This window comes from Seonamhaeicola sp., assembly GCF_028281565.1.
GTDB lineage: Bacteria > Bacteroidota > Bacteroidia > Flavobacteriales > Flavobacteriaceae > Seonamhaeicola.
In genome coordinates, this window is the sequence record NZ_JANQJQ010000047.1 from 131,633 (window position 1) to 145,233 (window position 13,601).

The 13,601-nt window shown below is 37.9% G+C and carries 11 protein-coding genes; 8 read left to right on the forward strand and 3 right to left on the reverse strand.

From position 1 onward, the window contains the following. The first annotated feature begins 4 nt into the window (after positions 1-4). From Q0983_RS20150 to Q0983_RS20170, 5 genes are all read left to right on the forward strand, one after another. Complete coding sequence (locus Q0983_RS20150) at positions 5-286, forward strand: antibiotic biosynthesis monooxygenase (protein WP_299557003.1); 282 nt, start codon at positions 5-7, stop codon at positions 284-286. Continuing rightward, positions 286-2,958 carry a methionine synthase gene (gene metH / locus Q0983_RS20155; RefSeq protein ID WP_299557005.1) on the forward strand — a complete coding sequence of 891 codons (2,673 nt, stop codon included), beginning with the start codon at positions 286-288 and terminating at the stop codon, positions 2,956-2,958. The genes Q0983_RS20150 and metH overlap by 1 nt, the downstream gene beginning before the upstream one ends. 131 nt (positions 2,959-3,089) lie before the next feature. Then, positions 3,090-4,043 (forward strand): methylenetetrahydrofolate reductase [NAD(P)H], encoded by a 954-nt coding sequence (gene metF / locus Q0983_RS20160; RefSeq protein ID WP_299557007.1) that lies wholly within the window; start codon positions 3,090-3,092, stop codon positions 4,041-4,043. 37 nt (positions 4,044-4,080) lie between these two features. Then, entirely contained in the window at positions 4,081-5,178 is a 1,098-nt protein-coding gene (locus Q0983_RS20165; protein WP_299557009.1) for an acyloxyacyl hydrolase, read from the forward strand. Beyond that, on the forward strand, positions 5,175-5,921 hold the full coding sequence (locus Q0983_RS20170) for a head GIN domain-containing protein (protein WP_299557011.1): 747 nt from the start codon (positions 5,175-5,177) through the stop codon (positions 5,919-5,921). Before Q0983_RS20165 ends, Q0983_RS20170 begins: the two co-directional genes overlap by 4 nt. Here the strand turns inward: Q0983_RS20170 and Q0983_RS20175 are convergent. From Q0983_RS20175 to gldA, 3 genes are all read right to left on the reverse strand, one after another. Continuing rightward, a complete protein-coding gene (locus Q0983_RS20175) occupies positions 5,907-7,094 on the reverse strand; it encodes an acetate kinase (RefSeq protein ID WP_299557013.1) in 1,188 nt (395 codons plus the stop codon). The two genes, Q0983_RS20170 and Q0983_RS20175, sit on opposite strands and share 15 nt — an antisense overlap. A 2-nt stretch (positions 7,095-7,096) precedes the next feature. Beyond that, a complete protein-coding gene (gene pta / locus Q0983_RS20180) occupies positions 7,097-9,187 on the reverse strand; it encodes a phosphate acetyltransferase (protein WP_299557015.1) in 2,091 nt (696 codons plus the stop codon). A 226-nt stretch (positions 9,188-9,413) separates the two neighbouring features. Further along, entirely contained in the window at positions 9,414-10,310 is an 897-nt protein-coding gene (gene gldA, locus Q0983_RS20185) for a gliding motility-associated ABC transporter ATP-binding subunit GldA (RefSeq protein WP_299557017.1), read from the reverse strand. 279 nt (positions 10,311-10,589) lie between these two features. On the opposite strand from gldA, the gene Q0983_RS20190 reads away from it, so the two are divergent. The 3 genes from Q0983_RS20190 (at position 10,590) to Q0983_RS20200 (ending at position 13,512) form a co-directional block, all read left to right on the forward strand. After that, positions 10,590-11,417: a prephenate dehydratase gene (locus Q0983_RS20190; RefSeq protein ID WP_299557019.1), complete on the forward strand. Its 828-nt coding sequence runs from the start codon at positions 10,590-10,592 to the stop codon at positions 11,415-11,417. Beyond that, positions 11,414-12,559: an aminotransferase class I/II-fold pyridoxal phosphate-dependent enzyme gene (locus Q0983_RS20195; RefSeq protein ID WP_299557021.1), complete on the forward strand. Its 1,146-nt coding sequence runs from the start codon at positions 11,414-11,416 to the stop codon at positions 12,557-12,559. Before Q0983_RS20190 ends, Q0983_RS20195 begins: the two co-directional genes overlap by 4 nt. A 101-nt stretch (positions 12,560-12,660) precedes the next feature. Further along, entirely contained in the window at positions 12,661-13,512 is an 852-nt protein-coding gene (locus Q0983_RS20200; RefSeq protein ID WP_299557023.1) for a prephenate dehydrogenase, read from the forward strand. Positions 13,513-13,601 lie beyond the last annotated feature (89 nt).

Here is a 13,601-nt window from a genome sequence, read left to right on the forward strand (position 1 = left end):
AATTTTGATTCTGGAAGTGGCCATATTAAACATAAAAGAAGGATTGTCGGAAGCATTTGAGGCTAATTTTCAAAAAGCTGAGAAGATTATAGCGTCTATGAAAGGGTATGTGTCACATCAATTAAAAAAATGTATAGAACAAGAAGATAAATATATTTTACTGGTGCATTGGGAAACTGTAGAAGACCATGAAATTGGATTTAGAAAATCAAAACAGTATAAGGAATGGAAAGCATTGTTACACCATTTTTATGATCCATTTCCAACGGTAGAGCATTATAAATAATGAAAGTTAAGCAAACAAAATACATGCGCTTATCAGGGTTAGAACCACTGATCCTGAACGAGAACAGCAATTTTATAAACATTGGCGAACGTACCAATGTGGCCGGTTCCCGTAAATTCTTGCGTTTGATCAAGGAAGAGAAATTTGATGAAGCCTTAGATATAGCCCGTCATCAGGTAGATGGTGGTGCACAGATTATCGACATCAATATGGACGACGGCCTTATTGACGGTAAAGAGGCTATGGTTAAATTCTTAAACCTGATTGCTGCCGAACCTGATATTTGTCGTGTGCCGATTATGATAGACAGCTCCAAATGGGAGATCATTGAAGCCGGGCTTCAGGTGATTCAGGGGAAATGCGTGGTGAATTCTATCTCACTTAAAGAAGGTGAAGAGAAATTTATCTGGGAGGCTAAACAAATAAAGCGTTATGGAGCCGCGGTCATTGTGATGGCTTTTGATGAGGTTGGACAAGCGGATAATTACGAGCGAAGAATTGAAATTGCCGAACGCTCCTATCGTGTTTTGGTGGATAAAGTAGGCTTTCCTTCCGAAGACATTATTTTCGATTTGAATGTATTTCCGGTGGCAACCGGTATGGAGGAGCATCGTAAAAATGCCATTGATTTTATTGAAGCAACGCGCTGGGTGCGACAAAATTTAGAGAATGCCAGCGTAAGTGGTGGTGTCAGCAATGTGTCGTTTTCATTTAGAGGGAACAATGTAGTGCGTGAAGCTATGCACTCCGTATTCTTATATTATGCTATTCAGGCAGGGATGAATATGGGAATCGTAAACCCAACCATGTTGGAAGTATATGACGATATCCCCAAGGACCTGTTAGAGCATGTTGAAGATGTGATTCTGGATAGACGAGAGGATGCTACGGAGCGTTTATTAGAGTTTGCAGAAACCGTAAAAGGCACAAAGGTTGAAAAGGCAGCTGATTTGTCCTGGCGTGAAAATCCATTACAAGATAGAATTACACATGCTTTGGTGAAAGGTATAGACGCTTTTATTGTTGAGGATGTTGAGGAAGCAAGACAAGAAGCTGAAAGACCTCTTGAAGTTATTGAAGGCCACTTAATGATTGGTATGAACGTAGTAGGTGATTTGTTTGGTGATGGGAAAATGTTCTTACCGCAGGTGGTGAAGTCGGCCCGGGTGATGAAAAAGGCAGTAGCTTATTTGAATCCGTTTATAGAGGCGGAAAAGTCGGAAGAACAACAGGCCTTAGGTAAAATATTAATGGCAACCGTAAAAGGGGATGTGCATGATATTGGTAAAAATATTGTTAGTGTTGTGCTTGGTTGCAACAATTATGAGATAGTTGATTTAGGGGTGATGGTGCCACCTGAAAAAATTATTGAAGCTGCTAAAAAAGAGAATGTAGACGCTATTGGGTTATCTGGATTAATTACACCTTCATTAGATGAAATGGTGTATCTGGCCAAGGAAATGGAGCGCGAAAATATGGATATTCCATTACTTATTGGTGGGGCTACAACATCTAAGGCACATACAGCGGTTAAGATTGATATCCAATACAAAAATGCCGTAGTTCATGTAAATGATGCCTCCAGAGCTGTAACTGTTGTTGGGGACTTGTTAAACAAACAAACGGTCAATGAATATGTCGCTAAGCTGAAGAAAGATTATGATGAATTTAGAACCAAATTTTTAAAGCGAGGTAAGGAGAAATCGTATATTTCAATTGGTGAAGCCAGAGCGCGTAAGTTTAAAATTGATTGGGATGCAGCAAACATAGTGAAGCCTAAAGAAATGGGTGTTCAAATGCTAAAACAATTAAGTTTAAAAGAGTTGTTGCCTTATATTGATTGGAGTCCGTTTTTTAGAAGCTGGGATTTACATGGTAAGTTCCCTGATATTTTAAAGGACGATGTAGTTGGTGAGCAGGCAACACAGTTGTATGACGATGCGCAAACCATGATCCGGGAAATTGTGGCCAAACAGTTGCTAAAACCTAAAGCAGTTTTTGGCTTGTTTGAAGCCAATACTATAAATGAAGATGATATTTCTGTTAAAAAGAAAGGGCAGGAAATAGCCATATTCAGAACCTTGCGACAGCAATTGAAGAAACGCGAAGGTGTTCCTAATCATGCCTTAGCTGATTTTGTGGCACCGGAAGATTCCGGTTTAACCGATTATATGGGGGCTTTTTGTGTGGGGATATTTGGAGCACAGGAATTAGCGGATAGCTATAAAGCCCAGGATGATGATTATAGTGCTATAATGGCTCAGGCCATAGCAGATCGATTTGCAGAAGCTTTTGCTGAATATTTACACAAGCAGGTAAGAACCAAACATTGGGGTTATGCCGAAGGAGAGGATCTAACTAACGAAGAGTTGATTAAGGAAACCTATAAAGGTATTCGTCCGGCACCCGGTTATCCGGCGTGTCCTGATCATTTGGAGAAAGAAACCATTTGGGAATTGTTGGAGGTTGAAAAGATCATAGGCGTGATCTTAACCGAAAGTTTAGCGATGTGGCCGGCTGCGGCGGTTTCGGGGTACTATTTTGCTAATCCGGAAGCCAAATATTTCGGTTTAGGAAAAATAACCGATGACCAGGTAACCGATTATGCCGAAAGAAAGGGCATCACAAAAGAGAAAGCCAGAAAGTGGTTGCATCCTAATTTGGCTGAATAGCTTGCGTTAGCGATTGTACCGGCATCCTTTTTTGAAGAAAAAGATATAGGGAAAAGCGCGACCCCTTAGGGTAACGCCCAAAAAAAATATTGAAGAGATTCTCGCCTTCGCGGGAATGACAAAAACGAGTTATGAAAGTAACAGACCATATAAAAGAAGCCAACGGAAAGACCTTGTTTTCGTTTGAGATTGTAACACCTGTAAAAGGAAAAAATATCCAGGATTTGTATAATAATATTGATCCGTTAATGGAGTTTAATCCGCCGTTTATTGATGTGACCACCTCAAGGGAAGAGTATGTTTATGTTGAAAAAGACGGACTTTTAGACAGGAAAACCATTAGAAAGCGCCCGGGGACTTTAGGGATTTCGGTATCGTTGAAGCACAAGTACGATATTGATCCGGTACCGCATTTGATTTGTGGAGGCTTCACAAAGGAAGAGACCGAATATATGTTGGTGGATTGCCATTATTTGGAGATTGATAATGTGGTGGCTTTACGAGGCGATGCCATGAAACATCAGAAGTATTTTGAACCAACAAAGGGCGGGCACAGATATGCCTGTGAACTGGTATCTCAAATTAATGATTTGAATCATGGAAAGTTCCTGCATGAGGAAAACACTACCGAGTTTAAAACCGATTTTTGTATTGGTGTGGCGGGCTATCCTGAAAAACACATGGAAGCTCCCTCTTTACAAACCGATTTAAAACGATTAAAAGAAAAAGTGGATGCGGGAGCCGATTATGTGGTCACCCAAATGTTTTTTGATAACTCCAAATACTTTGAGTTTGTAAAACTGGCCAAAGAAGCGGGGATTGATATTCCCATTATTCCGGGAATAAAGCCATTGGCTGTGAAACGTCATTTACAAATGTTACCGCATGTGTTTAGTATTGACCTACCGGAAGCATTAGTTGAGGAGGTTGAAAAGTGTAAAGATAATAAGGCTGTAAGACAAGTGGGTATTGAATGGGCCATTCAGCAATCTAAAGAGCTTAGAGATTTTGGAGTGCCTGTTTTGCACTACTATTCTATGGGCAAAAGTGATAATGTTAAGGCTATAGCTTCAGCATTGTTTTAACTTAATATATTACTTTTGCGGTATAAGTATACCCTTAATGAAGCGTTTTTTAACCTGCTTTTTAATTGTTGTTTGTGGTATTTCCTATGCTCAGGAAAAGCAGAATACTTCCTATTTTGACATTAATTATTTCAAGGGGAATATAGCACTTCATAACAATGATATCCTGCATTTAATTCAGGGACATCCGGAAGGTGCTATTCTAAGCTGGAATAAGAAAACGTTTGGTTATAAAGCCTGGGAACAACGTTATAATTATCCTGATTACGGTGTGTCTTTTGCCTACCAAAATCTAAAGAATGATGTGCTGGGCAACAATTATTCGCTTTACGCTCATTATAATTTCTATTTTTTTAAAAGACATTTAATGATGCGTGTAGGGCAGGGTATAGCGTTAACCACTAATCCGTATGACAGAGAAACCAATTTCAGGAATAATGCCTTTGGAACCCGTTTAATGAGCAGTACTTATGTGATGCTCAATTACAAAAAGGAACGTATTTTTGATAGGTTTGGTTTACAAGGCGGATTGTCTTTTATCCATTATTCCAACGCCAATGTTAAGGCACCTAATACCAGTATTAATTCAGTGACATTAAATTTGGGCGTAACCTATAGTCTTGAAGATGAAGATCCGGAATATCAATACACTTTAGAAGAAAACGATAATAGGTTTACAGAGCCTGTAAGGTATAATCTGGTATTTAGAAGTGGTGTTAATGAAAGTGATGTTGTGGGTAGCGGGCAGTTTCCATTTTATGTGGTTTCTGCTTATGCCGATAAGCGTATCAATATAAAAAGCTCACTGCAATTGGGGACCGATGTGTTCTTTTCAAACTTTTTAAAAGAATTCATTTATTACAGGAGTGTGGCTTTTCCGGGGGATAATTTATCCGGAGATGAGGATTTTAAACGTGTCGGGGTGTTTGCAGGTCATGAGTTGTTTGTAAACAGAATGAGTTTGGTAACCCAGTTGGGATATTATGTATATTATCCGTTTGATTTTGAAGGGAGAACCTATGTGAGAGTGGGTTTGAAACGTTATTTTGGAAATAAGTGGTTTGGGGCATTGACTTTAAAGTCGCATGCATTTAAAGCGGAAGCTGTTGAATTTGGAATAGGAATAAGATTGTGAAAAAACTACAGTACATAGTAATAGCATTTCTGATGTTTACTTGCGATGGCGAGCATGCCAATGACTGCTTTCAAAAAACAGGAGCCATTATGCAACAGGAAGTAGCGGTTGATCCTTTTGATAAAATACTGGTCAATAGAGATATTGAATTGATAATAAAGGAAGATGCCACTCAAAAAGTGATTATTGAAACGGGTAAGAATCTATTAAATGATGTAACGGCTAAAACAGTTGATAGTCAGTTGATATTAACCGATAACAATACCTGCAATTTTGTGCGTGATTATGGTGTTACAAAAGTGTTTGTTACGTCCCCCAATATTACGGAAATAAGAAGCTCAACTCAATATGATATAAGTTCTGATGGTGTTTTAACCTATCCTAACTTAACCATTTTGTCTGAAGATTTTAATGCTCCCGATACTTTTACCAACGGGAATTTTAGGTTACAAATTAATAACGATACGTTTAGATTAGTTTTTAACAATTTATCTAATTGCTCTATATCCGGTAATACCAATAATTTGCAGGTGACTTTTGCGTCGGGTAACGGGCGTTTTGAAGGAGAAAACCTCCTAGCTCAAAATATAAACTTATGGCATCGCGGCACTAATGATATGATTGTAAATCCGCAACAATCCATTCAGGGAACTATCAGTAGTGTTGGCAATGTGATCTCTAAAAACCAACCTCCTACGGTTAATGTTGAGGCGCTTTATAAGGGCCGTTTAATTTTTGAATAAAGCGACCGACTGTTTCGCAATTTCCAGTTCTTCATTGGTAGGGATCACTAAAATTTTTACCAGCGCCAAATCCTTATTAACTTCTCTGATCTCGCTTGAGCGTATAGTATTCTTTTCAGTATCCAATTCAATACCTAAGTAATCCATGTCTTTACAAATACGTTCACGCATACTTGCCGAATTTTCTCCAATACCGGCTGTAAATACGATGGCATCCAATCCGTTCATAATGGCTGCATAACTACCGATGTATTTTTTAATTCGGTAAGCATTCATGTCTAAAGCCAGCAAACATGCTTTGTTGCCTTTAGCAGCTTCCGCTTCAATTTCACGTAAATCGCTAAAACCGGTTAGCCCCAACATACCGCTTTGCTTTTGAAGCATATTATTGATGTCTTTCAATTCAAAACCATGGCGTTCGGCCAAATGGAATATAATAGCAGGATCTACATCACCAGAACGCGTTCCCATGATCAATCCGCTAACGGGTGAGAACCCCAGGGTATGATCTATACTTTTGCCATTTTTTACAGCTGTCATACTGCAACCGTTCCCTAAATGAATGGTGATGATTTTTGAATCTTGTTTCCCCAGGAATTCATTCGCCTTTTCAGACACGTATTTATGGCTGGTGCCATGAAATCCGTATAAACGGATATGGTGCTTATCTAAGTATTCATTTGGAATGGCATATTTATAGGCATGTTCAGGAATGGATTGATGAAATGCCGTGTCAAATACGGCCACCTGCTCGGCATTTTTAAAAACTTCCTCGGCTACTTCTATACCTTCTAAATTAGGCGGGTTGTGCAATGGAGCCAATGAGGATAAGGCCTTTATCTTGTCTTTAACTGCATCGGTAATAACCGTTGTATTACTAAAATGCTTACCGCCATGAACCACCCTGTGGCCTACAATGGTGATATCATCAGGAGATTGAATAACCCCGGTTTTAGCGTCTAAAAGCTGTTCTGCTACTAATTTGAGTCCTTGTTTGTGGTTTTTAACAGGCGCTACTTTCTCGATGGATTCACCATTTGATTTAAACTTAAAAATGGCATCTTCAAAACCTATACGTTCAATTTGACCGGAACAAATAATACGTTCTTCAGGCATTGAGAACAGTTGGAATTTTAAAGACGAACTACCTGAATTTAATACGAGTACTTGCATGATTACAGTTCTTGGGCCTGAATGGCAGTTATTATTACGGTGCTGTATATATCATCGGAAGTACAACCTCTACTTAGATCGTTAACCGGTTTGTTTAAACCTTGCAGCATTGGGCCTATTGCTAAAGCTCCGGTTTCTCGTTGTACTGCTTTATAGGTATTATTTCCTGTATTTAAATCCGGAAAGATCAAAACACTGGCTTCGCCAGCCACTTCTGAATCCGGTAATTTACTTTTACCAATGCGTTTGTCTACAGCAGCATCATACTGAATAGGGCCTTCTATTTTTAGATCAGGTGCTATGCCTTTTGCAATTTCCGTGGCTTTTCTAACTTTATCTACATCTTCACCTTTACCTGAGGCTCCTGACGAATAGGATAACATAGCGACCTTAGGTTCAACTCCAAAATTTTTGGCTGTTCGAGCTGAAGAAATGGCTATTTCAGCCAATTGTTCTGCATTAGGGTTCGGGTTGATGGCACAATCACCAAAAATAGATACCCGATCTTCCAAACACATAAAGAATACGGAAGAAACAATTTTACATCCGGGTTTTGTTTTAATGAACTGAAGCGCAGGACGCAAGGTGTGTTGCGTAGTATGTGCGGCTCCCGAAACCATACCGTCGGCATGCCCTTTGTGAATCATCATGGTTCCAAAATAAGATACGTCGGAAATCATATCCTGAGCCATTTGTTTGTTTACACCTTTGTGTTTTCTAAGCTCGTACAGTGTATCTACATAATCGTCAAAATGTTCGGATTCCGTAGGGAACACGGTGTTTACATCATTCAAGTCTAAAGGAATATCATATTGTTCAATACGCGCTTGAATTTTTTCACGTTCACCAATTAAAGTGATGTCAACCACCTGAGAGTTTACCAATCTTGCCGTAGCTCTTAGTATACGCTCGTCATAACCTTCCGGTAAAACAATATGTTTTTTGTCTTTTAAGGCGCTTTGTAACAGGTTGTACTGGAACATTCTTGGAGTAAAAATATCAGACTGGAAGGTAATCAATCGTTCTGCCAGCTTATCAGTATCTACATGCTTTTCGAATGTAGAAATTGAAGTTCTGATTTTTTCCGAATTCTCAGCGTAGATTCTGGATTTTACTTTTCCAATAGCATTGGCAACTGAAAATGTACCACCACTGGTACTAATAACAGGAACCACACTTGAAAGTCCTTCAATTAATTTCAAGATCGACTCTTCAGGAAGCAAACCGCCGGTTAAAACAATACCTGAGATTTTTGGGTAATTTTTAGAGATATTGGCCTGTAATGCCCCCAATATAATGTCTGCCCTGTCACCGGAAGTGATTACCAATGAGCCGTCCCTTAGTTTAGTCAGGTAATTTCGTAGTTGCATGGTGCCAACTCCAAAATTCTCCACCTGATTATTGATCATATCTTTTCCAAACAGGACTTTGGCATCAAGTGCTCTGACAATTTCTTTTAAAGTCGGGCTTGCCAGACTTCTTATTTTAGGAATGACCGTTATATCGGTATCGCCGTTAATACGTTTTTGAAGCTGCAATTTTAAAGTGTCAACATCATCTTCATCCACCTTATTGGTCATAATGGAAAGCACATCCACCTCTTCCTTAAAGGTGTCATGGGCTAACTGCACACTATCAACAATTTCCTTTTTCTTTTTGCCATCACCGTGTAAAACAATAATAACGGGTAATCCCAGATTTTTCGATATCAGCATATTGATATCTAATTCCAGGCTGGAGTTTTCATGAGAGAAATCCGTACCTTCAACTAAGACCAGATCAAAACGTTCTTCCAAACGCTTATATTTTTTAATGATCTCATCAATAACATCACCGGACTTTCCCTGATTGTATAAGTCTAATACCTCGCTTCTGGTATAGGCGAATGTTTTTTTGTAATTGATATCAATATCGAAGTGGGAAATTACCGTGCTAATATGGTTGTCCATTTCTCCGGCTTCAACATCTTCAATAATGGGTCTGAAGTAACCCACTTTAGCAGTTTTACCTAAAAGCATACGCATTAGGCCAAGAACCACTACCGATTTGCCACTATTGGGTTCTATGGTAGCGACATAAATTCCTTTGCTCATTATACCTGTTTGTTGTTGTACAAAGATACTCTATTACACATTTATTAATTAAGTATCTCCCCTATTTAATTTAAATTTAATACGGTACAAAATTAATACGCCATTATTGTTGTAAAGATGATATTTGTCATGGTTTTTTTATAAATCACAAAATTGGTTAACCAATTTAAAGCAATAGTTACTTCTAAAAAGAGATTTATATAATTTAATGTAAAAATGAGGTTATTTAGTTATTAGTAAGTTCCCTGAACAAACTTTCCAAACTGGCATTTTTTTGATTGAGTTGAAGAATTTTTAACTGATTATCATGTGCAAAATCGAAAACATAAGAACGCATATCCTTAGAGGTGCTAAACGTGATTTCGTAAACAAAGTCATGGGTATTAACAACCTTTTTAACTTTTGGAAGTTGTTTTAAAAAGGCATCTTCAACACGATAATCAAACTCCACAATGACGGTTTGTTCTTTTTCTTCACGTAATTCGGATAGTTTTTTATCGGCTACTATTTCACCTTTGTTTATAATGATCACGCGGTCGCACATAGCCTCAACTTCCTGCATGATATGAGTAGAAAGAAACACCGTTTTAGTCTTGCCTATGGATTTAATGAGGTCTCTGATATCCACCAATTGGTTTGGGTCTAGTCCGGTAGTAGGCTCGTCTAATATTAAAACGTCCGGATCGTGTAGGAGGGCTGTTGCTAATCCTACACGTTGGCGATAACCTTTTGAGAGTTGTCCTATTTTTTTATGTACCTCAGGTGTTAGGCCGGTAAGTTCTATCACCTCACCAATGCGTTCCTTAGAAACTTTATAGATACCGGCATTAAAAGCAAGGTATTCTTTAATATACATATCCAGGTACAACGGATTGTGTTCCGGTAAGTAGCCAACACTTTGTTGAACGTTTTGTTTATCGGTATTTATATCGTGTCCGTTTACCTGAGCATCTCCTTTGTTAGGTTGTACGTAAGTGGTTAAAATTTTCATCATGGTTGATTTTCCGGCGCCATTAGGCCCTAAAAAACCAACAATTTCAGGTTTGTCAACTTTAAAGGAAACATGGTTTAACGCTTTTTGAGCGCCATAAAGTTTAGAAATACTTTCAACCGATATAGACATAATTAAAATTTTGTTCAAAAATAAATGATTATCTAATGTAAAGTTAGTTTTGCTATAAAATCTTTAAAACTTCAAAAAAAACTATAAAAAATTAATTCTACAATTTTGATTTCTTAAAATATTAACTACTTTAGCCGCTGTAATTATGAGAACAACAGCAGTTTATACATATTTTAGCTTTTATTACTTCTTTTTTAGTTAAAGGAACGAGGCGTTATATGTATAAATTGGAACAATAAATTTAAATATAAGTCTCGGTGAAAATCGGGACTTTTTTTTATGATTAAAACAGTAGCAATACAAGGAGTAAAAGGGTCTTATCATCATATTGTATCAGAGCAATTTTTTGATAATTCGGTAGGGCTTATAGAGTGTTTAACATTCGATAGGGTTGTTGAAGCGTTGATAACCAAAGAATGTGATGCGGCCATTATGGCGCTGGAAAATTCTATAGCCGGTTCTATTATTCCCAATTATGCACTTATAGATAATCATCATTTACATATTGTAGGAGAGCATTATTTGGATATTCAACACAATCTAATGGCACTTCCCGGACAATGCATTGAAGATATTGAAGAAGTGTACTCGCATCCGATGGCCTTGTTACAATGTAAGGAGTTCTTTAAAGGGTATCCTCATATTAAATTGGTAGAGGACAAAGATACCGCCGAGGTTGCCGACAGGATCAATAAAAAACAGCTTAAGAATATTGGAGCTATTGCCAGTGTTTTGGCTGCAGACATATTTGAATTGGATATACTGGCACACAGTATTCAAACCATTAAACACAACGAAACGCGTTTTGCCGTAGTGAAACGAACCAATTCTGAGGTGCCGGAAGATGAGATCAACAAAGTTTCAATGAAGTTTGAAGCAGATCATAAACGGGGGAGTTTGGCAACCATCCTTAATGTGATGAGCGATTGTAAATTGAACCTGACAAAGATCCAGTCGTTGCCAATTATTGAAACGCCCTGGAAGTATGCTTTTTTTGTAGACGTTACCTTTGAAGATTACAATGATTTTAAAAAGGCGAAATCGTTGATAGAAATCATGGGTGAAGGGTTTAAAGTTTTAGGCGAATATAAAAATGCAAAGTTATGATTGAAGTAGCTAACAGATTGCATACCGTAGAGGAGTACTATTTCTCAAGGAAACTGAGAGAGGTGAACTCGATGATTGCCAATGGGAAACCGGTGATTAATTTAGGTATTGGAAGCCCTGACTTGCAACCCCCTAAAAAAGTGATTGAAGCTATATCGGAAAGTTTGCAGGATGCCAGTGCCCATAAATATCAAAGTTACCAGGGATTACCAGAGTTACGTGAAGCTATGGCATCGTTCTATAAAGAACATTTCTCGGTGAGCTTAAGCCCCACTACCGAAATATTACCCTTAATAGGAAGTAAGGAAGGCATTATGCACATTTCCATGGCTTATTTAAATAAAGGGGATGAAGTATTGATTCCAAATCCGGGATATCCAACGTATCAGTCTGTGACCCGATTGGTAGAGGCCAAACCGGTATTTTACAAGTTGGATGCTTCCAATAATTGGATGCCGGATATTGATGCGTTAGAACAGCTGGATTTAAGCAAGGTAAAGTTGATGTGGGTTAATTACCCGCATATGCCAACAGGAGCCCGACCTTCTGAAATAGTTTTCAGAAGTTTGATTGCTTTTGCTAAACGACATAATATTTTAATAGTTAATGATAATCCGTATAGCTTTGTGCTAAACGATAATCCAACAAGTATATTAAATATTGAAGGAGCCGGGGAGGTCTGTTTAGAGCTTAACTCATTGAGTAAAACTTTTAATATGGCAGGTTGGCGTGTAGGTATGGTATTGGGAGACAGCGAACATATAAGCAACATCCTGAAAGTTAAAAGTAATATGGATTCCGGCATGTTTTACGGTATTCAAAAAGGTGCTATAGAAGCTTTAAAGTGTTCCAAAATGTGGTATGTTACGTTGAATAGTGTGTACAAAAGACGAAGGGATTTAGTCTGGAAGTTGGCCGAAGCCCTTAACTGTACTTATGATGAAAATGCCACAGGTATGTTTGTATGGGCAAAGTTGCCACCGTCTGTGAAGGCCGAGGAATTTATAGATACAATACTTAAGAACAATCATGTTTTTATTACACCGGGAACCATTTTTGGTAGCCAGGGAGAAGGCTATATCAGGTTTTCATTATGTGCATCGACTGAAGATTTAGAAGAAGCTATAGCAAGAATAAAATAAGTAAACAGTCTCAGTTACAGTTTACAATATGAATATAGTTAAAGAAAATAAGAATTAGATAATTTTAAAGCCCTCTCTTTTGGAGAGGGATGGGAGAGGCCATGAAGAATATATACGTCATAGGAGTTGGTTTAATTGGAGGTAGTCTTGCAAAAGATATCAAGACGCAAAACCCTGATGTGGTCATTCATGGAATAAGTAGAAAAGACACTACGCTTGAGCAAGCTTTATCTTTAGGTTTAATTGATAAAAAAGCCACTTTAGATGATATTGAGCATGCCGATTTGGTGATTGTCTCCATTCCGGTGGATGCCACTGTAAAATTATTACCATCAATTTTAGACAAAATACCGGATACGGGATTGGTGATAGACGCCGGTTCCACCAAAGAAGCTATTTGCAAAGCGGTGGAAAATCACCCAAAGCGAAGAAACTTTTTGGCGGCGCACCCTATTGCAGGTACGGAATATTCTGGTCCAAGTGCAGCTATGAGTGGTTTGTTTGAAGGGAAAACCAATATTATTTGCGAAGTTGAAAAAACGGCTTTTAAACTCCAGGAAAAAGCACTCGATATTTTTAAAAATTTGGGAATGCGTATTCGTTACATGAACCCTGAAGCCCATGATAAACATATTGCTTACGTATCACATTTATCACATATCAGTTCATTCATGCTGGGGAAAACTGTGATAGAAAAGGAGAAAAATGAACGTGATATTTTTGATATGGCCGGTAGTGGATTTGAGTCGACAGTTCGGTTAGCAAAAAGTTCACCCGAAATGTGGACACCCATTTTCAAACAGAATAAACACAATGTTATTGAAACATTAGAAGAGTATATAAATAACCTCTCTCATTTTAAAGAGTTAATGAAGCAAGATGATTTTGAAGCCATTTTTAACGAAATGAAAAATACAAATCATATAAAAGACATATTAAACGGAATAAATTAACACAAGAAACAATAATAAAATCCCAAATTCCAATGAGAGCGAGATAAATACTTGGATTTTGGAATTTGAAGCTTGAAATTTTATTAAAA

What these genes read in the sequence shown, in the direction of transcription:
- Q0983_RS20175 (WP_299557013.1), bottom strand. Translation starts at nt 7,094, where the DNA reads ATGCAAGTACTCGTATTAAATTCAGGTAGTTCGTCTTTAAAATTCCAA.
- gldA (WP_299557017.1), bottom strand. Translation starts at nt 10,310, where the DNA reads ATGTCTATATCGGTTGAAAGTATTTCTAAACTTTATGGCGCTCAAAAA.
- Q0983_RS20195 (WP_299557021.1), top strand. Translation starts at nt 11,414, where the DNA reads ATGATTGAAGTAGCTAACAGATTGCATACCGTAGAGGAGTACTATTTC.
- Q0983_RS20165 (WP_299557009.1), top strand. Translation starts at nt 4,081, where the DNA reads ATGAAGCGTTTTTTAACCTGCTTTTTAATTGTTGTTTGTGGTATTTCC.
- metH (WP_299557005.1), top strand. Translation starts at nt 286, where the DNA reads ATGAAAGTTAAGCAAACAAAATACATGCGCTTATCAGGGTTAGAACCA.
- metF (WP_299557007.1), top strand. Translation starts at nt 3,090, where the DNA reads ATGAAAGTAACAGACCATATAAAAGAAGCCAACGGAAAGACCTTGTTT.
- pta (WP_299557015.1), bottom strand. Translation starts at nt 9,187, where the DNA reads ATGAGCAAAGGAATTTATGTCGCTACCATAGAACCCAATAGTGGCAAA.
- Q0983_RS20200 (WP_299557023.1), top strand. Translation starts at nt 12,661, where the DNA reads ATGAAGAATATATACGTCATAGGAGTTGGTTTAATTGGAGGTAGTCTT.
- Q0983_RS20190 (WP_299557019.1), top strand. Translation starts at nt 10,590, where the DNA reads ATGATTAAAACAGTAGCAATACAAGGAGTAAAAGGGTCTTATCATCAT.